The sequence below is a fragment of the Flavobacteriales bacterium genome, from assembly GCA_020635795.1.
GTDB lineage: Bacteria > Bacteroidota > Bacteroidia > Flavobacteriales_E > Vicingaceae > Vicingus.
In genome coordinates this window covers 806996-827479 of record JACJZD010000001.1, presented here as the reverse complement: position 1 = coordinate 827479, position 20484 = coordinate 806996, and the positions used below count along the sequence as shown (strand labels likewise).

The 20484-nt window shown below is 30.6% G+C and carries 18 protein-coding genes; 5 read left to right on the top strand and 13 right to left on the bottom strand.

The annotated features are described in order from the left end of the window. Window positions 1-104: 104 nt before the first annotated feature. The 11 genes from H6589_03565 to H6589_03515 form a co-directional block, all read right to left on the bottom strand. Window positions 105-482 (bottom strand): RidA family protein, encoded by a 378-nt coding sequence (locus H6589_03565; GenBank protein ID MCB9173663.1) that lies wholly within the window; start codon window positions 480-482, stop codon window positions 105-107. Window positions 483-682: 200 nt separating this feature from the next. Next, window positions 683-2731 carry a tetratricopeptide repeat protein gene (locus tag H6589_03560; protein ID MCB9173662.1) on the bottom strand — a complete coding sequence of 683 codons (2049 nt, stop codon included), beginning with the start codon at window positions 2729-2731 and terminating at the stop codon, window positions 683-685. Between the two features lie 16 nt (window positions 2732-2747). After that, the gene (locus H6589_03555; GenBank protein MCB9173661.1) at window positions 2748-4784 is read right to left on the bottom strand and encodes a glycosyltransferase family 39 protein; all 2037 of its coding nucleotides are present in this window, start codon (window positions 4782-4784) and stop codon (window positions 2748-2750) included. Between the two features lie 58 nt (window positions 4785-4842). Continuing rightward, window positions 4843-5658 carry an enoyl-ACP reductase gene (locus H6589_03550; GenBank protein MCB9173660.1) on the bottom strand — a complete coding sequence of 272 codons (816 nt, stop codon included), beginning with the start codon at window positions 5656-5658 and terminating at the stop codon, window positions 4843-4845. A gap of 13 nt (window positions 5659-5671) precedes the next feature. Continuing rightward, entirely contained in the window at window positions 5672-5851 is a 180-nt protein-coding gene (locus H6589_03545) for a hypothetical protein (GenBank protein MCB9173659.1), read from the bottom strand. Between the two features lie 31 nt (window positions 5852-5882). Beyond that, on the bottom strand, window positions 5883-7538 hold the full coding sequence (gene recN / locus H6589_03540; protein MCB9173658.1) for a DNA repair protein RecN: 1656 nt from the start codon (window positions 7536-7538) through the stop codon (window positions 5883-5885). Then, window positions 7539-8450 carry a DUF4835 family protein gene (locus H6589_03535; protein ID MCB9173657.1) on the bottom strand — a complete coding sequence of 304 codons (912 nt, stop codon included), beginning with the start codon at window positions 8448-8450 and terminating at the stop codon, window positions 7539-7541. 34 nt (window positions 8451-8484) lie between these two features. Beyond that, on the bottom strand, window positions 8485-9681 hold the full coding sequence (gene coaBC / locus H6589_03530; protein MCB9173656.1) for a bifunctional phosphopantothenoylcysteine decarboxylase/phosphopantothenate--cysteine ligase CoaBC: 1197 nt from the start codon (window positions 9679-9681) through the stop codon (window positions 8485-8487). A gap of 15 nt (window positions 9682-9696) precedes the next feature. Continuing rightward, window positions 9697-10020, bottom strand: a complete 324-nt coding sequence (locus tag H6589_03525) for a DNA-directed RNA polymerase subunit omega (GenBank protein ID MCB9173655.1) — start codon at window positions 10018-10020, stop codon at window positions 9697-9699. Window positions 10021-10022: 2 nt separating this feature from the next. After that, window positions 10023-10796, bottom strand: a complete 774-nt coding sequence (gene bamD / locus H6589_03520; protein MCB9173654.1) for an outer membrane protein assembly factor BamD — start codon at window positions 10794-10796, stop codon at window positions 10023-10025. A gap of 96 nt (window positions 10797-10892) precedes the next feature. Then, window positions 10893-12533: a hypothetical protein gene (locus H6589_03515; protein MCB9173653.1), complete on the bottom strand. Its 1641-nt coding sequence runs from the start codon at window positions 12531-12533 to the stop codon at window positions 10893-10895. A 145-nt stretch (window positions 12534-12678) separates the two neighbouring features. On the opposite strand from H6589_03515, the gene H6589_03510 reads away from it, so the two are divergent. Then, window positions 12679-13473 carry a class I SAM-dependent methyltransferase gene (locus H6589_03510; protein MCB9173652.1) on the top strand — a complete coding sequence of 265 codons (795 nt, stop codon included), beginning with the start codon at window positions 12679-12681 and terminating at the stop codon, window positions 13471-13473. Here H6589_03510 and H6589_03505 read toward each other — a convergent pair whose 3' ends face one another. Further along, the gene (locus H6589_03505; GenBank protein MCB9173651.1) at window positions 13474-14370 is read right to left on the bottom strand and encodes an NAD(P)-dependent oxidoreductase; all 897 of its coding nucleotides are present in this window, start codon (window positions 14368-14370) and stop codon (window positions 13474-13476) included. Between the two features lie 20 nt (window positions 14371-14390). After that, window positions 14391-16604: a tetratricopeptide repeat protein gene (locus tag H6589_03500; GenBank protein ID MCB9173650.1), complete on the bottom strand. Its 2214-nt coding sequence runs from the start codon at window positions 16602-16604 to the stop codon at window positions 14391-14393. Window positions 16605-16752: 148 nt separating this feature from the next. On the opposite strand from H6589_03500, the gene H6589_03495 reads away from it, so the two are divergent. The 4 genes from H6589_03495 (at window position 16753) to H6589_03480 (ending at window position 20477) form a co-directional block, all read left to right on the top strand. Continuing rightward, on the top strand, window positions 16753-17949 hold the full coding sequence (locus H6589_03495; protein MCB9173649.1) for a pyridoxal phosphate-dependent aminotransferase: 1197 nt from the start codon (window positions 16753-16755) through the stop codon (window positions 17947-17949). Window positions 17950-17971: 22 nt separating this feature from the next. Continuing rightward, entirely contained in the window at window positions 17972-18952 is a 981-nt protein-coding gene (locus tag H6589_03490; GenBank protein ID MCB9173648.1) for a D-glycero-beta-D-manno-heptose-7-phosphate kinase, read from the top strand. Between the two features lie 56 nt (window positions 18953-19008). Further along, window positions 19009-19731: a bifunctional demethylmenaquinone methyltransferase/2-methoxy-6-polyprenyl-1,4-benzoquinol methylase UbiE gene (ubiE, locus tag H6589_03485; GenBank protein ID MCB9173647.1), complete on the top strand. Its 723-nt coding sequence runs from the start codon at window positions 19009-19011 to the stop codon at window positions 19729-19731. Between the two features lie 80 nt (window positions 19732-19811). Continuing rightward, a complete protein-coding gene (locus tag H6589_03480) occupies window positions 19812-20477 on the top strand; it encodes a PorT family protein (GenBank protein MCB9173646.1) in 666 nt (221 codons plus the stop codon). The last annotated feature ends 7 nt before the right edge of the window (window positions 20478-20484 follow it).

Here is a 20484-nt window from a genome sequence, read left to right as displayed (position 1 = left end):
TAAGAATTTGTTTTAATTAGTCATTACTTTTTACATTAAAAATAAGCTAGCTTTTAATTTATAAAAAGAGGTTTACTAAAAGGTTTATTAAGAACTTAATAACTCTATTTAATAGCTATTGCAGATATTTCAACATTAACATTTTTAGGTAAACAAGCTACTTGTACTGTTTCTCTTGCCGGAAAATCTGATTTGAAATAACTACCATACACTTCATTGATTTGTGCAAAATCATTCATATCAGCTATAAAAATCGAACATTTGATAACATGAGTAAAATCCATTTCAGCAGCTTGAAGTACTGCTTTTAAATTTTCCATAACCATTTTAGTCTCATCCTTAATGTTAGATAAAACTAACTCATTCGTTACTGGATTTATGGCTATCTGACCTGATGTATATAAGGTATTTCCAACCAAAACTGCCTGACTATAAGGTCCAATTGGTGCTGGAGCATTTGATGTGTTAATGATTTTTTTCATGTTGTTTTTTTAACGAAATTAATTCTTCAAAATTTAAAAAAATATGATTTATATCCTAATACTTATAATACTCTTCGACAATACTTCGACAGGCTCAGCATGACATTGCTCTGAGTAAACTGACTCGTTTATATCATATTCTAACACCGATGATACAAACATCCCTTCGACTTCGCTCAGGGTAAACTGACTCGTTTGCATCATATTCTAACGCCTATGATACAAACATCGTCAACTTGCTCTAAATCTCCTTTCCATTTTTCAAATGTTTCATGAATAAATTCTCTTTGTTTCAACATATCCAACCCTTGTATAGAAAGTAGTTTCTCTTTTAATCGAGCAGTTTTAAATTTCTTACCTTTTTCCCCTCCAAACTGATCTGAATATCCGTCAGTAAAAACATATAAAGTATCATTTTCTTGCAATTCAATTTCATGAGTTAAAAAGCTTTGGGCTATTTCAGATTTACCAACAGGTTGTTTATTGGGTTTAATCTCTATCAATTCATTATTCCTATAAATCCACAAAGGGTTATTTGCGCCTGACCACTTTAATTTTTTGTTTTCTAATCTACAAAGCGAAATATCCATCCCATCTTTTACATCTGCATCACTTTTCTGGAATTCTTGTATAACAATCTCTCTAGTTTTATCCAATATTTCTCCAGGGTCAGACAAATTAAATTCTCGTACTGAACGATTTAATGCGTTATTACAAACCACACTTACCATTGCTCCAGGAACACCATGACCAGTACAATCGGCAGCAGCAAAAAGAACTGTTCCATTTACTTTTTCCATCCAATAAAAATCTCCAGCTACAATATCTTTAGGTTTGTAATAAACAAAATTATTTTTTAATGTTTCATTAATAATTCGTTCTGAAGGCAATATGGCTCCTTGAATTCGTTTCGCATAATTTATAGAGTCCAATATTTCTTTCTGCTTAACCTCTACTAATTTTTTTTGCTCTTCAATAATATTTTTTTGCCGTTTAGTTATTTGTAATCGATTATAAACAAATATTGAAAACATTAACAACAAAATTAACCCTACGGCTATTGAATAAGTTATAACAGTCTGCTTCTCACCTCTTTCAGCAATTATTTCCATCTGTTTATTATGTTCAGCATCTTTTACTGCTTGTTGTTTTTCAAATTCGTACTTGGTTTGTAATTTATAAGACGCTCGGTTTGTTTCTTCACTTCTAATGCTATCTTTCATTTGAACAGCTATTTCAAAATATTTAAGCGCCAATGGAAATTCAGCTTTTAATTTGTAAATCTTGCTGAGTATGTATGCAGATTTTTGTATGTTATCTGGATACCCAATTGATGTAGACAATTCGTAAGCTTTTTTTGCAGCAATTAAAGCTTCCTCCTTTTTATTAAACAGCAAATATGATTCACCTAAATTTACCATACCAAAAGCTTCGCCTTTTTTATCGCCAATTTGCTCTCTTAACTTTAAACTACGTTGATGATAACTTAATGCTTTGTCAGAGTTCAATAAATCATAAATATTACCCATGTTACTTAAGGAATAAGCCATTCCTTCTTTATCATCAGTTTCCCTATACAAATCATAACTTCTTTCAAAACAACTAAGCGATTTACTTAAATCTTTTTGAACATAAAGTATTGAACCTATATTGTTCAGAGATTGAGCTATTCCATTCTTATCTCCAATTTGCTCTCTTAATTTTAAACTTTTATAAAAATACTCTAACGTTTTATCTTGATTACCAAGCGCATTATATATTGCTCCAATATTGTTTAAGGTTGTTGCTGCACCATCATAATCATGAAAATACTCTTGTATTTTTAAACTTTTATGAAAAAATAATATTGCATCGACTAAATTTCCTTGTTGTTCATAGTTAACACCAATATTATTTATAGCTCCAGCCAACGACTTTAAATAGAATTTTTTTAATGCCAATTCAGGTTTTTCGGCTAACGATTTCTCCGCCTGTTTTTTAACTAAAAGATTGTATTCTATCCAAATGTCATGCATTAGATTTTCAGAAATTAATTCCAATGCTTTTAATTTAGAGGTATCATGTTTGGAGTTATGATACTTATTTAGTGCTTCATTAAGTATTATGAGGTCTGATTCTGTAAGGCTTTCTAAATTTAAGGAATCTACCAAAAAATAATCTTTATCGCCATATTTTTGTGCAAATAGGCTACCGAATAAACATAATATAGATATGCTCAACAGTACTATCTTATTTTTTAATTTAATCATTAATTAAAAGTACAAATTAGAGATTGATTATTTCTAAGTTTATCAATTGCTGTTTTACTTTGCCATCTATTACAATATTCTTTTGGTTAACCAACTTATAATTTTCAAATGTTTTATACCAATCACCAGTTGCATAATAAGAATAAACTAAATTTTGATATCCTGGTGAATAATTTTCATCAAGAGAAATAGCTTTTTCAAAATAGTTGATTGCAATTTGGTAAAACCCAAGATTATAAAACGTTAGTCCTATAGTATTCAATTCTTTAGCATTCTTACTACTTTTCAAAGCAGTTTCATAAGTCATCACATTCTGAATGGCATACATTGTATTTTGTACACTCTCTTTCTTAGTGGTGTATTTCTTAGCTTCTTTAAAAGCCTTATCTGCAGTAGTCACATCATAATTATACAATGCTAATTTAGATTTTAGCAAGAAAGCATCCCCAATATAAAAAGGTACTAATTCTATACATTTATTAATCGACAATAATCCATTATCAAATTGCTTTAATAAAAGAAGTATAGCTGCTTGATTATAATACAATTTAGCATCATATGGATTTTTTTCAATAGCTAATTTATTTTTTACTAGTGCTTGTTCAAATTCTCCGATTTGAATTAAAACAGCCGACTGATTTGACAGATCCTTTGCTGAGATAGCTTTGACTTGAAGTACCGATTTTAAATCGTTTAACGACGCTTTATAATTTTGTTGGCTATTAAAAATATTTGATCTATTTATAAAAGCCAAAATATTATTAGTATCTAGTTCTATAGCTTTATTAGTAAATTTTAGCGCCTTATCAATTTTACCATTCGAATAATAATGGCTTCCTAAATTTTGATTTATTTCAGAATCATTTGGATAATATTTATGAGCTGTTTCCCAAACTTTTATTCCATTTTTCCACACCAAACTTTGGGTAAATGATTTTATAAAAAACAAACCTAAAACAATATAAACACCAAGCATTAGCTTCTTCTTTAATACTTTTTCTAACAGATAATAAAGAATAATTACAAAGCCAATTATTGGTAAGTAATTATATCTATCTGGCATAACATTTTCAGCAACTGGAATAAACCTAATCATCAAAAATATATTGGATAAGTAAAACAGTAATCCAAGTAGAATAGTTTTATTTTTTCTGAAAAAGTAAATAATAGCAAGAACAACTGGGAATATTAAAGTAAATAAATAATAAATTTTAGGTACAGAAGCTGTTAAATCAAAAGGATATGGATAATGAGGGGACAATTGAATAGGAAAAAACAACTTAAAAATATAATTCGTTAAAACATATCCAGCTGATATAACATTATTAATAAATGGAATTGATGTTGTATCTAAAAAATAACCTGTGTACAGTTGAGCTTTTAAGTTTAAAAAACCAAATAAGCCCGACAACAGAAACAATGGTAAGATGTATTTGAGTTGTTTTAACCCTTGATTATATCCTAAAATAAAAAAACTTATAATTAATAAAGTAATTGGTAATGTTACTGCTTGTCCTTTAGAAAGAAGTGCCAATACAAAAAACAAGATTGCTAATCCATACTTTTTGAATTTTTTAGATTCAATAAAAACAATGTATGAAATACAACTGGCTAGAAAAAACAAAGCAAATAATGTATCTTTTCTTTCTGTTATTCTAGCTACAGATTCTACATGTAACGGATGTAATGCAAAAATTAATGCAACAATCAAAGCTTGATTTTTATTATTAAACAACTTTAAAACTAAAATGTATACTAAACACGAATTAACTGCATTTAACATCAAATTAGTAAGTTGATAACCAAATGGTGATTCACCTGAAAAAAAATAATTAAAAGAAAAAGAAAGTAAAGTAAGGGGATGATAATGTCCGTCAAAAAAAGAGGTAAATATTAATGATATATTGTCTGTAGAAAATGATTGAATTAAAGGATTATTTAAGATGTAATTATCATCACTATAGTAGGTAAATCCATTAAAAAGAATAGGTAAATAAGCTAATATTGAAACAACCAACAATAAAAAAATATGTTTATTACCTTTTAAATCCATTTTATCAATAATAAAAAAGCCTTACTAATAGTAAGGCTTTAATTTAAATCTTATAGTATTACATTCCTTTTTCAAATTGGTGTATTACTCTATCACTTACTCCAGTAGAAGAAAAACCTCCATCATGAAATAAGTTTTGCATCGTTACATATTTAGTCAAATCTGAGAACATAGCAATACAGTAATTTGCACAATCTAAAGCTGGTGCATTTCCCAATGGTGAATTGTAGTCAGCATAATCATACAAAGAATCAAATCCTTTTATTCCACCACCTGCAGTTGTCTTAGTAGGTGATTGTGAAATTGTATTAACCCTTACCTTTTTATCTATTCCATAATAATACCCAAAAGTTCTTCCAATTGATTCTAATAACGATTTAGCATCAGACATGTCATTATACCCAGGAATTGATCGTTGAGCGGCAATAAATGATAAGGCTAAAATAGAACCCCACTCATTCATAATATCTTTTTGTTTTGCAACTTTCATTACTTTATGAAAAGAAATGGCTGAAATATCCATTGCTTTTGCATAGAAATCATAGTTTGTTTCAGTATAGTGAATTTTCTTTCTAACGTTAATAGACATTCCAATAGAATGCAAGATAAAATCAATTTTACCAAATTTCTCTTCTGCTTTATTAAATAAATTTTCTAAATCTTCCATCGAAGTAACATCCGCTGGAACAACATCTGAATTAGTTTTTTTTGCTAATTCATCCAACTCTCCCATTCTTAATGCTATAGGAGCATTAGTTAAAATAAACTCAGCACCTTCTTCATGCGCTCTTTCAGCTACCTGCCAAGCAATAGAATTAGAGTTTAATGCACCGAAAATAATACCTTTTTTACCTTTTAATAAATTGTTTGACATGATAGATGTTTTATTAATATTTTACTGTTCTCTTTCTTTTAGCTGTTGCTGGAGTTCTATGTTTCTTTATTCCTCCACCAGCACCAATTTGACTGGCCGTATGCCCTCTTCTATGAGGGTTACATGAGAAACTAACTAAAGAAATCATAAAAGAAATGATTAATCCAAAAATGAGTTTGTTTCTTGCAGTCATATTTTTTTTTAAATGAATTGGTACAAATATATTAATTTGAAATAAGATTTTTAGCATTTTCTAACGCTGCTTTTGTAAGTTCTTTTCCACTTAGCATCTTGGCTATTTCATTTATTTTTTCTTCTTGGCCCAAAACTGTTACATCTGTAATCGTTTTTTCGCTTTTAACTTCTTTAAAAATCTTGTAATGATGTTTACCTTTTGCAGCAACTTGAGGCAAATGAGTAATGGTAATTATTTGTATGTCTTTTGCCATTAGCTTCATTATCGTTCCTATTTTATCTGCAATATCACCCGAAACACCAGTGTCTATTTCATCAAAAATGACTGTACTCAAATTATTACTTTTTGCAAGTATCGATTTAATGGTTAACATTAATCTTGATAATTCGCCCCCAGAAGCTACTTTTTGAACTTCCTCAGGTTTAAATCCTTTATTTGCAGAAAACAAAAAATCAATTTTATCGATACCTGTTGCAGTTAAATCTGTAAGTATTTCTTGATTAATTACAAAACTTGATTCAGGCATACCCAGTTCTGCAAGATTGTTTTGAATAGAACTCACTAAACTCGGTATATTCTTCTTTCTTTTCTCCGACAAGTCTTTCGCTAAAAGCTTCAAGTCATTTTCCTTTCTTAACACTTCTTTTTCTAAATCACCAATAACTTCATCAATAGATTCAATTTGTGTCAATTCTTGTTTTAAACTAAGTAATAAATCTATTAACTCATTTGAGTTATTGAGGTGATGTTTTTTCTCTAAGGAATAAATGGTATTTAACCTATTATTTAAATAGTCTGCTTCTGAATTATCAAAATTCACATTATCGTTCAACACCGAAACCTCTCTTGATAAATCATTTATTTCAATTGACAAGGAATTTAGTCGATCAAACATCATCTGATAATCAGCAGATAAATGAGCTATTTTTGAAAACGACTGTAAAATAGACTTTAAATCACCAACTATACTTTTTTCGTTTTCGAGCAACAATGATGATGCTTGATGTAACGTTGTTTTAATTTCTTCTGCATTATTGAGTATGTCAAGCTGCTCTTCAATTTCTTGCTGTTCGTCTTCTTTCAACTTTAAAGCCTCTATTTCATTTACCTGAAATTTAAGAAAATCAACATCAGCTTTTGCTTTATTTTCTTTGCTTTTTAATTCATTTAATTTATTTTTTTGAATTAAAAACAAGCGATATTGTTCCTCAAAATCCTGTACATTTTGTTGGATATTTGAGAATGAATCGACTACTGTAAGCTGATAATTTCCATTTTTTACTAATAAATTTTGATGCTGAGAATGAATATTGATAAGCTGTTCAGCCAGTTCTTTTACAACATTTAAATTTACAGGGGTATCGTTAATAAATGCCCTTGACTTCCCTAAAGAAGAAATTTCTCGTCTAATGGTTGTTTCGGTCTCAAAATCTAACTCATTTTCTTTAAAAAACTCTAGAAAGTTTTTTTTATCCAATTTAAAGATACCCTCTATCACACATTTTTTTTCTTTATCATTTAAAACCGAAGTATCTACTCGCTGACCAAGAATTAAAGATAAAGCTCCTAGCAAAATTGATTTTCCTGCTCCAGTTTCACCAGTTATCACTGTAAATCCTTCGCTAAAATCAAGGTTTAATTTTTCTATTATTGCGTAATTGGAAATGGATAAATTGAGTAGCATTTATTTACCAGAAATAATCTTTTCGTAAACATTAGAATTGGCAGGATTAATCTTATTAAGAATAGGAACAATCTCACTTTTTTCCGACTGCGGAGCTTCTTTAAACAGTTCTACAATTTCATCTGCTTTTGCATTAAAGAAAAATTGTAGTTGAAATGAATTCATATCGTATGTAAAAACTTTTTCCAAGTTTTTTATTGATTCAGCAACTACAGCTCTACCCTTAGTCACATCGGCTGACATAACATCAAAACCTAAACGATGGTAGTTATACATTGTTTCACGAAAAGGAACATAATTAGGCTTCAACAAATTTTCAACTAACCAATACCTATTTTTGGTGTCTTCAAAAGCTTTCCAGCCAGAACTGCCCGAACCTTGAGCATTTGTAACTATGTTTTGAGCTAATGTTAAATAAGGACTTCCTCCATTTTTAGAAAAGGACTCGTAATCCATTGCTAAAATCATGTACACATAGAAAGATACTACTGAAGTTAAATTTGATACATACGAATTTTCGGAATATTCCAATTGTTCAAATTCATTGAAATTAAACTCAAAATCTTTATCAATATGATTTATTAACGTGGTACTGTATGATGAATTAAAAACTGGACGGCGAGATTGAATTTGAATAGTTGCCTTAAATGAGGTTGGAGTTACACGTTCGGTAATATTAATTAGCATGGTACACTCTATCCTTTCCTGAATTTGATAATTATGTTTAGTCCATTTTCTACTATTTACAAATTCTGACAACCTAGTTTGTAACACTTCAAAAATACTTTTGTCGGAACCTATTATTTGAGATGAGTTGACTTGAAAATTACAATTCAATTCTTGTGCAGAAATAGTAGTGCTATTAAATATAAGAAAGCTTAAAAAAAGTAATATTTTGAAGATGTAATTCATTTTAAAATTTTAGATGTTGGAAACCAACTTAAATCTATTTCAGTAAAGATACTATTTTATTAAAAATGTCGTGAGCAACTTCTGATTTAGATTTTAACTCAAATTTGTCAACTTTATTACTATTATCTATGATAGAAACTTTATTGGTATCAAATTCAAACCCAGCACCTTTATCGTTTAATGAGTTTAACACAATTAAATCTAAGTTTTTAGATTTTAATTTAGTCTTTGCGTTTTCTAATTCATTATTTGATTCCAACGCGAATCCAACCAACAACTGATTTTTTGTTTTTATATTACCTACCGATTTTAAAATATCTTGAGTTGGTTCTAAATCAATAATTAAATCAGCGTTATTCTTTTTGATTTTTTGCTTACTGACTTTTTTTGGTTTAAAATCAGCAACAGCAGCCGACATGATCACAATATCTGCTTTTTTTACATGTTTATGTACCTGATTATACATTTCTTCGGCAGATTTAACGTCAATCCAATTAATCCCATCCACCTTTACTTGTTTATTAGGACCGATTACTAATGTTACATCAGCACCTAAATCTAATGCCTTTTTGGCTAATTCAACCCCCATTTTACCAGAAGAATTGTTTCCAATAAAACGAACTGGGTCAATTTGTTCATAGGTTGGTCCAGCTGTTATTAAAACCTTTTTACCTTTTAAAAGCTGTTCTGATTTAAAGAAATCGCGTAGTAATTCGGCAATTTTTTCAGGCTCTTCCATTCTACCTTTTCCAACCAACCCACTTGCTAATTCTCCATCTACCGCATCAATAATGGTATAACCAAATTCTTTAAGTGTATTAATATTCTTAGTAGTTGTTGGGTGCAAATACATGTCTAAATCCATAGCTGGAGCAACAAAAACAGGGCATTTAGCCGAAAGATATGTAGCCAACAATAAATTATCGCAAATACCATTAGCCATTTTAGCTATTGTATTTGCCGTAGCCGGAGCTACAACCATTACGTCTGCCCACAAACCCAATTCCACATGGCTATTCCATTCGCCTGTTTGTTTGTCAGCAAAACTGGAATAAACTGGGTTTTCTGATAAAGTAGATAATGTTAATGGTGTTATAAACTCTTTTGCAGCAGGTGTCATTACTACTTTAATGTTGGCTCCAGATTTTTTAAGCAAACGAGTTAATGTAGCAATTTTATACGAGGCAATTCCTCCAGAAATACCCAGAAGTATGTTTTTGCCTTTTAACATGAAATTGGTTGAGTATTATTTCTCTTGAGATGGATTTCTAAAAAACAATTTGTCTTCTAAAAATTCTTTAAGAGCAATAGCGTTCGTTTTAGGAAGTTTTTCGTAAAACCTAGAAATTTCTATTTGTTCTCTGTTTTCAAAAATCTCTTCTAAATTATCTGTGTTAGAAGCAAATTCATTAAGTTTTCCCGTAAGTTCCTCTTTTAAATCAACTGCAATTTGGTTCGATCTTTTAGAAACAATCACACACGATTCATAAATATTACCAGTAACTGCTTCTATTTCGTTCATGTTACGAGTAATTGTTGAAGCTTCTGCATTTGTATTTTTGAAATTCATCTTTATAAATTTTCTTGGTTCAACTTAGTTTTTTGTTCTAATGCTTTATTGTATAAACTTTCTGCTTCTTTTAAGTATTTGCTTTCCTTAAAAGAATCGACAAAGGTAAGATAAGCTTCGATAGTATCGTCAAATCTTTGTAATTTTTTTTCTTTAATACTATTTACAGCTAAATAATAGTTTGATTTTAGTAATAACAACGCTATTTCCTCATTAAATTTGGTGTCGGGAAAATCACGTAAGGTATTGTTTAGGGCTACTATTGCAGCTTTGTAATCATAAATTTGATAGTATTGTTTAGCGTTTTCGTATGATTTTACTTCTAATTTACTTCTCAACTTATCCATTAAATTGTTAGTAGAATCTAATAGCTGATGTTGTGGATAAGTATTGGCAAACAATTGCAATTCGTTTAAAGCCGTATAAGTTTCAGTAGGATCTAAAGATGAAATTGGAGAAAGCAAATAACGACAATATCCATTCATAAACAAGGTTTCCTCTGCATGTGTACTGTTAGGAAATGTAGTGGAAAATTTCTTAAAATGATAAGCTGCCTCGTATAAAAAGTCTAAATTGTAATTGGTATAACAATAGTAAAAATATACTTTTTCAGCCTTGTCAGTTCCTCTAAAAAGCGGAACAAGCTCTTCTAATAATGGCAATGCTCTTTCGTATTTACCTTTATCGTACAAGGCAATTGCTGCTTCATATTTAGCGTTGTAATCATCGCTTTTTAACAAACGTTGATACTTACTACACCCTACAAGAAATAGCAAAAAAGAAATTAAAAAGAGTGCCTTATTTTTTAACATTCGGCAAATATAGGATTAAAGCAAAACAACACAAGTTTAGAAACGTTAAAAAATGCAAATTTAGTCTTTCACTTTTCTAAAAAATGCAATTAAAAAACGGTTGTCTTTTGATTGATAATATTGAATTTTTTCAAAATCAGGATTTTTATCGTAATAATCATAAGGCTGACTTGTTGGTCTTAATTCAGGTCGATAACCATAATGAGAATCCCAGACTACTATATCTCCCTTTTTGAGTGTATCCGTAACTTCTTTGGTAATGTCTATAACTGGTCTATTTTTATAATCACTTTTGTATTTATTTGAATAATAGAAAAATAGAATATGTCCACTAGTTATTCTTGAATCTTCGGTAAATAGAGCTCCTTCTACATTTTTGTTCTTTTCTAAATATCTAGAAAACCACTCTCCCGCTTTTTTCATGGTTGCATCTTCAGGGTTTAAGTTAAATGTCCGAGCTGTTGATACAATTAGTATTACTGATATTAATCCAAAGGTTAATAAGTATTGCTTGCTTTTTAATGGCAACATTAAAATAACGATAGTTGCTAATGCTAATACAAATGGCATCCAATACCTATCTCCATCCTCTAACAACTTCATAAAATCATGGTCGTATGTTTGGTAAATGGTTATCAATAACAACAACGGCAATAGAAATATAAGTATTAAATATTTTTTTCCATACTCTGCAATTTCATCAATTGAAAGCACTCCTAAAATAACCATAAACGGTGCTATTGGCAATACATACCTTAAATTTCCTCCACCAACACCAATATCCCAAGTGGTATGATTAAACACACAATACAGTAAAAATGTTATCAAAACTGGAATAAGTAAAATCAAATTGGGTAGCTTTTTCTTTAAAATAGAAATACCAATATAATTAATAAATAATACCAAAGAAGTTGCTCCAAAAACTACATTAGACATAATAAAGTAGTAATCAAACCCACGTTTTGGGTACGCGCTATTGTTTTCGTGAGAATACTTTATAACTTGATTAGGTAGATATAGAATATCGTCGGTAATAAAGTATCCCATAAAGTTATGAAGAACTGTTAAAACCCCTGTACTCAATGCTGCTATCCATTGTTTCTTAAAAACTAATATCCAAAAATACAATCCAAGTAGAATATGATATTCTTGTCGGGTTAGTGCGGCATAAGAGACTAAAAATGCAGCGAAAATGTATTTTTTGTTAAAATGGTTCCACGCAGCCATAACCAAAACAAATGCAGTAAGAAATTCCGAAAAATTTCTAAAAGCCAACATAAACCACAATGGTTGTAATCCAAGAATAAAGAATACTAGAAATGAATTTTTACCCCCTAATTTTTGGACTATTTTATAGGAGTACATTACTGTAACCGCTGATAATAAACTGTTACAGAAATGTAAAAAAGTAAACCCACCAAGCGATGGTAACGCTAAATATAAAATGTAACCTAATTTTTGGAAAGAAAGTAGAGATTCTTGTGGGCTTTGCAATAGTTCCTTTGCATACAAATAAAACATGGGTTCATCATGCATATAAAAACCATCAGAAAAAGTAGAAAATATAAAGTAGACAATGGTTAGTATTCCTGTAAAAATCCAAAGCGTTTTATTGTTTAGGTCGTTTAAAGAAAATGAACCCTTATTTTCTTTTTTCACATCAGCAGCCGCAGAAACTTGTGTTTTATCTTTCTTACTCATTTTTGTCCTTTACTTATTTTTCACGAAGATAATAACTTTCTTGAAATTGGTGGTTTTGAATTAAGCACTAAAAGTTTGTATTTTTCAAATTATCTATGTTTTAGTTATAAATACTAAATTCGCAATCTAAATACGTTTCTACTGAATGGGAAAATTATACGCTGATAAACCAAAATATTTTGAAATACAGTACCTCAACTCTAGAGACTCTATTATTCCGTTTTTAGGCAATGTATACACTCCTAAAGCTGGAGATAGAGTACTTGAAATAGGCAGTTCAGAAGGCGGTGTATTAAAAGCATTTACAGAGCTAGGTTGTGTTTGTACTGGTATTGAACTTGAATTGGCTCGCGTTGAATTGGCAAATGAATTTATGAAAGAAGAGGTTAATGATGGTTTAGTGAAATTCATCAACCAAAATATTTATGATATTGACCCAAATGGTTTTAACCCAAAATTTGATTTGATTATTTTAAAAGATGTAATTGAACACATTCACAACCAAGAAAAATTTATGCAGCAAGTAGAACATTTTTTAGCTGATAAGGGGGTGATATTTTTTGGTTTTCCTGCTTGGAGGATGCCTTATGGTGGGCATCAACAATGTGCAAAATCGAAGTTATTGGCTAATTTACCTTATTACCATTTACTTCCTAAAACATTATATAAATTGGTTTTAAAAATGTTTGGTGAAAACGATTCAGTAATTGAAGGCTTGTTGGAAATAAAAGAAACTGGAATTTCTACCAGCCGTTTTGAGAAAATTTGTAAAGAAAATAATTATACCATTTTAAAACAGGTAAAATACTTTGTTGCACCAATTTACGAATACAAATTTGGTTTTAAAACCCGCAAACTATCTAAATTAATTGGTGCAATTCCTTTTATTAACGACTTCTTTACGTTTCAATCGTACTACGTTGTTAAGAAAAACAACTAACTATAGGTTTTCAATCCACTTTTTAATGGAGTGTTGATATTCAAATTTGGTGGTCGTTTTTAATTTATCATCGTTAAAAATAGTGTCACCTGATTCTATTTTTAGTGCACTTTCTGGCCACGAATTGAATGTAATCTCCACTTTGTATTTTTCAGCAAAAAAACTAGCTACTTCTAACAAACTTAAATTGTCGTTACTTCCAATATTAAAAATGTTGTTTTTTGACTGCACTTGTTTCAATGTTTCGAAAATAGCATTGCAAATATCTTCTACGTGTGTAAACGTTCTACGTAATTCGCCTTTACCAAAAAGTGTGATGATTTCGTTGTTTTTAGCTTTATTTAAAAAGAAACCTACGGTACCATAAGAGAATTTATCATCAAAAACATTTCCATAAGGCACACAAATTCGAAAAATGGTAAAATCAATATTAAAATTAGTGGCGTATTGTTTTAAATATTCTTCACAACTCAATTTATTTTGAGCATAAATGGTTAAGGCCTCTTTTTGGTCATCTTCTTTCAGAAAAACATCTTGTTGTCCTTTGTAAACCAAACGGGTTGAAGGAAACACTATTCGAGATTTTGATTTAGAATTTCTATGGTGATTTAAAATATTTAATAACCCGATTTCATTAACCTCAACAAAATCTTTGTACTTATCAAAACCAACGTTAGTCCCTGTTAAACCTCCAAAACAATAAATATAATCTACATCAAAATCCAGCGCAGCAACTGCATTTGCATTAGTAATATCAATTGGCACATACTTTTGATTGTCATCAATAGAAGTTTGAGCAACATCAGTAGCTAAAACTTGTTGTCCCTGCTTATTTAAATAATAAACAAGGTGTCTGCCTATATAACCATTTGCTCCAAAAACAACTGATTTTTTCATATTGTAAAATTACTATACTTTTATATTCTAACTCCAATTACACAAACATCATCAATTTGTTCTAAACTTCCTTTCCAAACTTCAAATGCTTCATCAATTAAACTTCGTTGGTCTTCCATTTTTTTATCTTGAATGGAAAGCAATAATGCTCTAAAAGCTGCTGCTTTAAATTTTTTACCTTTTTCTCCACCAAATTGGTCCACATATCCATCCGAGAAAATATAAATACTATCTCCTTGTTGTAATTCAAAGGTATGTGTTGTATATGGCAATAATTCATCAAACTTCCCTATGGGTTGTTTATCGGCTTTAATTTCAATCAATTCGAAATCGTCATTATGGGCTTGACCCTCAATATCAACAGATTCCGCATCAAGTGCGGAATGACGTGTTGGTCTAATTATCCAAAGTGGATTGTTGGCTCCTGCATATTTTAACGTATTTCCTTCTAAGCTACACAAAGCGATATCCATTCCGTCTTTTACTTCATCTTCACTTTTTTCAAATTCTGCAATAACTATTTCTCGGGTTTTATTTAAAATTTCTCCCGGATCGGTTAAGCCGTATTCTCTAACACTCCTATTCAATCCATTATTGCATATCACACTAACCATAGCACCTGGAACTCCATGCCCAGTACAATCGGCAGCAGCGAATAAAACAATAGCCCCCTCCGACTCCCCCGAAGGGGGAGAGACTCCCTTCCCTTTGGGAAGGGTTGTGGATGGGCTTTCCAGCCAATAAAAGTCTCCCGCTACAATGTCTTTAGGCTTATAAAGGATAAAGCTTTCTTGTAAATACTCTTTTACAACTTTATTAGAAGGTAAAATGGCATTTTGTATCCGTTTAGCATATTGTATACTATCCAAAATCTCTTGATTTTTAACTTGGATGATGTCTCGTTGTTCTTCGGCTTCCTTTTTTTGTTGTTGAATAATAATGTTGGCCATTTTTTTAGTTCTATAACCTCTATAAATAAAAATGGATAACAAAATCATGATAAGAAAACTAACGCTAAACAAGATGGTTAATTTACGTTGCGATTCTGTTTTAATTTTTTCGGTTTCAAGTTTCTGATTGATTATAAAGTCTTTTTTTACCTGCTCAATAGAATCTTTGTATTGTTTTGATTGGTATTCAAAATCCAACTCATTTCTATAATCTTTTTTTCTATTTTCATCATTATTTAAACTATCTCTTATGGTAATAAATTCTTTGTAGTGGAAATACGCTTTTGGTTGATTTCCAATTTTATCATACGACTTATACAATGCTTCGTGAGCAGATTTTATATAATCTAATGCCTCTATTTCTTCAGCAATTTTTAATGATTTTTCACTATACTGAACCGCTAGCTTTAAATTACCAAGCTCACAATAAACTTTACCAATCTCATTTAAAGCAGATGAAATACCATCTTTGTGATGCATTTCTTCTCGAATTGCTAATGCTTTTTTATGTATTGCTAAAGCCGAATCGTACTGTTGTCGTTCAAAATATAAAGACCCAATATTAATGTATGAAACAGCAATTCCCTCAATATCATCAATTTGTTCAGATATTTTTAATGAAGCAAAATAGTTTTTACTTGCATTTTCGTAGTCTTTTTGTTGGTAGTAAACACTTCCTAAATTGTTTAGTAGTAAGCATTGACCAAAAACATGATTAAGCTTTACAACCAAATTATATGCTTCCGAATATTTTTCTAATGCTTTATTATTTAAACCTTGATCAAAATATACACTTCCCATATTAGTAAGTATTCGTGCTATTTGAACACTATCATTGCTCTTTTTAGCAACAAGTAAGTTTTTATAATAAATTTCTAAAGCCTGAGAATAATTGCCTTGATTCCAATAAATCATACCCATTGAAGATAATGCATTCAATTGCTGATAATCGGAATTACCCTTATATTTTAAGGCATGTGAAAATGCTAACTTTTGATGCTTTAATGATTCTTCATAGTTTCCATAATCCTTATCTAGTACTCCTAATGTGTTGTAACAATCAGAAATATAGAGCTGATTATTCATTTTTTTTGCATAACCTAAACCCATTTTAGCAAGTTTATAAGCCGAATCTAAATTTGACCGCTTAATGTTACGAGCAGCTGAATCATAACTATATGCAAGAATAGAATCATTTTTTGTTTTTTTGCCATAACGTATTAATGAATCAAGATTCTCTTCTTGTGCATAGGTAATTTCATTAAAACCTATAATCAGGGTCAAAAGAAATAATATGAATAATTTGTTTTTCAAATCCACTATTAATTGTAATCCATAAAAATATAAAAAACAGTCGATTATGTTATATTCTTTAAGATAAATAAAGAGATAATAACTATTTTATTAGTTTTGTTCCTTATCAATTGAATATATGGAGCATATTTTATCCAACAGAATAAACAGCTTGAGCGAATCGCAAACCCTTGCCATGGCGAGATTAAGTAGAGAATTAATTGCTCAAGGTAAAGACATTATCAGTTTAAGTATTGGTGAACCCGATTTTGCTACTCCAGATTTTATTAAGGATGCAGCAAAAAAAGCCATCGACGAAAACTATACACATTACACCCCTGTTCCTGGTTATCCAGAATTGCGTAAAGCCATCTCTTTAAAATTTAAACGAGATAACAACTTGGATTATTCACCAGAACAAATTGTGGTTTCTACAGGTGCTAAGCATTCGTTAACCAATTTGGCGTTAACTATTTTAAATCCAGGCGACGAGGTTTTATTACCTACACCTTATTGGGTTAGTTACCACGATATGATTAAAATTGCTGAGGCAATTCCAGTAACCATTCATTCGGGTATTGAAAACGATTTTAAAGTTACTCCTCAACAATTAGAAGCTGCTATAACACCAAAAACACGCATGTTGTGGTTTAGCTCTCCATGTAATCCTAGTGGTTCAGTATATTCAAAAGACGAGTTGTTTGCAATTGCTCAATTAATAGCCAAACACCCTAATATTATTATTGTATCTGACGAGATTTATGAACACATTAATTTTTTAGACAAACACCAAAGCATTGCTCAATTTGATTTTATTAACGAGCAAGTGGTAACTGTAAATGGGGTTTCTAAAGGTTTTGCTATGACAGGCTGGAGAATTGGCTACATTGGTGCTCCAAAATGGATTGCCGATGCTTGCACCAAAATGCAAGGACAGTTTACTTCTGGAACTTGTAGTATTGCGCAAAAAGCTGCTCAAGCAGCATTAGAGGCCGACCCAAAATTGGTTGAGCCCATGCAAAAAGCGTTTAGAAGTCGTAGGGATTTAGTATTGAGATTAATGGGCGAAATACCTGGATTAAAATTAAACGTGCCCAAAGGTGCTTTTTATGTATTCCCAAATGTCTCATACTTTTTTGGTAAAACAGATGGTGAAACTACCATTCATAATGCAGATGATTTATCGATGTATTTGTTAAACAAAGGTTTAATTGCAATGGTTTCTGGCGATGCTTTTGGTAATCCAGATTGTATCCGTTTATCTTATGCTACATCAGAAGAAATATTGACTGAAGCAATTAAACGAATGAAAAATACGTTAGCTCTTCTTAAATAAAATCGCTTTGAACAAACAAGACATCATATCCTTATTCGACAATTTTAACAAACTAAATGTATTGATTATTGGTGACGTAATGATTGACTCTTATTACTTTGGTAAAGTAGATCGTATTTCTCCAGAAGCACCTGTACCAGTAGTTTCGGTTCAACGAAAAGAAAATCGTTTAGGTGGTGCTGCTAACGTAGCGTTAAACATTCAAGAACTTGGAGCAAACCCAATTTTATGTTCTGTTATTGGCAATGACGATGATGCTAAATTGTTTGATAGTTTATTGAAATCAAAACAATTATCAAACGAAGGAATTCTGAACAGTAACAACAGAATTACAACAGTTAAAACACGTATAATTGGCAACAATCATCAAATGTTACGTGTTGACGCTGAAATGGATAAGGAATTAGACTCCAACGATAAAACATTGTTAATTGAAAAAATCACTTCACTAATTAACTCAAAAAAAATTGATGCTGTAGTTTTTGAAGATTACGACAAAGGCATTATCTCACAACAAGTAATTGACAAAATTGTTTTGCTTTGCAATGAGAAAAAAATACCTACAACGGTCGACCCAAAAAAACGGAATTTCTTGCATTACCATAATGTATCGTTGTTTAAACCAAACTTAAAAGAATTACGAGAGGGTTTGAATATTGAGATTAATCCGAAAGAATTAACTGAAATTAACGATGCCATTAACCTATTAAACAATCACCTCAACAACGATATTACTTTTATAACATTATCAGAACACGGTGTTTTTATTGCTAACCAAACCAAACAACACCACGAAAAAGCACACCTTAGAAATATTTCTGATGTTTCTGGTGCTGGAGATACCGTAATAAGTGTTGCAACACTTTGTTTAGCTTTAAAACAACCCATACAAACCATTGCAGCTTTAAGCAATTTAGCAGGAGGTATTGTTTGCGAAAAAGTGGGTGTAGTTCCCATCAAAAAAGAAGAACTTTTGGCCGAGGCTTTAATAAAATTAATATAACTAAATTTGTAACCTAATTTATTTGGTTTATTAATTTATATCACTTCAACTCAAGCATGACGGTTATTCCTTACAAAGAACAACAAGGCGGAAAGAAAGAACAAGTTGCAACGATGTTTAACAACATCTCAAAAAAGTACGATTTTCTAAATCATTTTTTATCACTAGGAATTGATATACTTTGGAGGAAAAAAGCCATCAAATTATTAAAACCTCATCAACCAAAAGTAATGCTAGACATTGCAACTGGCACTGGCGACTTTGCACTAGAAGCATTATCATTAAAACCAACCAAAATTATTGGAATCGACATTTCTGAGGGTATGTTAGCCGTGGGGAAAGATAAAATTAAAGCAAAAGGAGTTGATTCAATAATAGACTTACAATTGGGCGATTCTGAAAACTTACCATTCGACAATGGTTATTTTGATGCTTACACGGTTGGTTTTGGCGTTAGAAATTTCGAAAACTTAGAAAAAGGGTTAACCGAAATGTTACGGGTGTTAAAGCCTAATGGTAAAGCCGTTATCTTAGAGTTTTCGAAACCTAAAAAATTCCCAATTAAACAAGTTTATAATTTCTATTTCAACAATATTTTACCAGGTATTGGCAAATTAGTTTCTAAAGACAATGCCGCTTATACTTATTTACCAGAATCGGTAAATGCTTTTCCTGAAGGAGAAGAATTTGTCCAAATTTTATCAAAATTAGGTTATAAAGAAATTAAAAATATGCCGTTGATGTTTGGAATTGCATCAATTTATTACGCGAGTAAATAAAACCATAAAAGATTCGTTTAGGTTTCATGTTTAAACAACAATCAATACTCACTTTTCTTCTGCTAATCCTTACTATTTCGATGTTTGGACAAGAAAAGACTACTTTGAATTTACCCAAGTTTGAACATCGGTTTATGCATTTTGGCTTTTTAATCGGTATAAATTCTGCCGATTTCCGTTTAACTCGGTATCCCCCTACATTTAATTCCGATTCTTTATTAATTCTCGAACCTCAAAGTACTACAGGTTTTAATCTGGGTATTATTTCTGAAATGCACCTTGGCGAATATTTTGGTTTACGTTTTACACCAAATTTGGCATTTTCGCAACGTAAGTTAATATACACCTTTACTACTTTTGAAGGTGATAAAACCTACACCAAAGACATCGAATCAACTTTAATTAACTTTCCTTTAAACCTTAAAATAAAATCGGCCAGGCTTAATAACTTCAGCGCTTATATCATTGGTGGTGCTTCTTACAGTTTAGATTTAGCATCAAATGCATCAGCACAAAATAATAGCACCAATTTAAACGACATTTTTGTAAAATTGGGAAAACACGATTTTATGGGAGAAATTGGTTTTGGAACTGATTTTTATCTAGAATATTTCAAATTTGGCTTAGAGCTAAAAATGAGTTATGGATTAAACGATATTCATGTTAGAGAACCCAATGCTTTTTCTGACCCAATCGACAAATTAAAATCTAAAATGTTCTTGCTTTCCTTTACTTTTGAAGGATAATTTTTTG

Bases quoted from the DNA above. Each gene is read 5' to 3' on its own strand.
- H6589_03495 (MCB9173649.1), top strand. From the start codon at position 16,753: ATGGAGCATATTTTATCCAACAGAATAAACAGCTTGAGCGAATCGCAA.
- H6589_03510 (MCB9173652.1), top strand. From the start codon at position 12,679: ATGGGAAAATTATACGCTGATAAACCAAAATATTTTGAAATACAGTAC.
- recN (MCB9173658.1), bottom strand. From the start codon at position 7,538: ATGCTACTCAATTTATCCATTTCCAATTACGCAATAATAGAAAAATTA.
- H6589_03545 (MCB9173659.1), bottom strand. From the start codon at position 5,851: ATGACTGCAAGAAACAAACTCATTTTTGGATTAATCATTTCTTTTATG.
- coaBC (MCB9173656.1), bottom strand. From the start codon at position 9,681: ATGTTAAAAGGCAAAAACATACTTCTGGGTATTTCTGGAGGAATTGCC.
- H6589_03515 (MCB9173653.1), bottom strand. From the start codon at position 12,533: ATGAGTAAGAAAGATAAAACACAAGTTTCTGCGGCTGCTGATGTGAAA.
- H6589_03550 (MCB9173660.1), bottom strand. From the start codon at position 5,658: ATGTCAAACAATTTATTAAAAGGTAAAAAAGGTATTATTTTCGGTGCA.
- H6589_03505 (MCB9173651.1), bottom strand. From the start codon at position 14,370: ATGAAAAAATCAGTTGTTTTTGGAGCAAATGGTTATATAGGCAGACAC.
- H6589_03565 (MCB9173663.1), bottom strand. From the start codon at position 482: ATGAAAAAAATCATTAACACATCAAATGCTCCAGCACCAATTGGACCT.
- H6589_03555 (MCB9173661.1), bottom strand. From the start codon at position 4,784: ATGGATTTAAAAGGTAATAAACATATTTTTTTATTGTTGGTTGTTTCA.
- H6589_03480 (MCB9173646.1), top strand. From the start codon at position 19,812: ATGTTTGGACAAGAAAAGACTACTTTGAATTTACCCAAGTTTGAACAT.
- H6589_03535 (MCB9173657.1), bottom strand. From the start codon at position 8,450: ATGAATTACATCTTCAAAATATTACTTTTTTTAAGCTTTCTTATATTT.
- H6589_03525 (MCB9173655.1), bottom strand. From the start codon at position 10,020: ATGAATTTCAAAAATACAAATGCAGAAGCTTCAACAATTACTCGTAAC.
- ubiE (MCB9173647.1), top strand. From the start codon at position 19,009: ATGACGGTTATTCCTTACAAAGAACAACAAGGCGGAAAGAAAGAACAA.
- H6589_03560 (MCB9173662.1), bottom strand. From the start codon at position 2,731: ATGATTAAATTAAAAAATAAGATAGTACTGTTGAGCATATCTATATTA.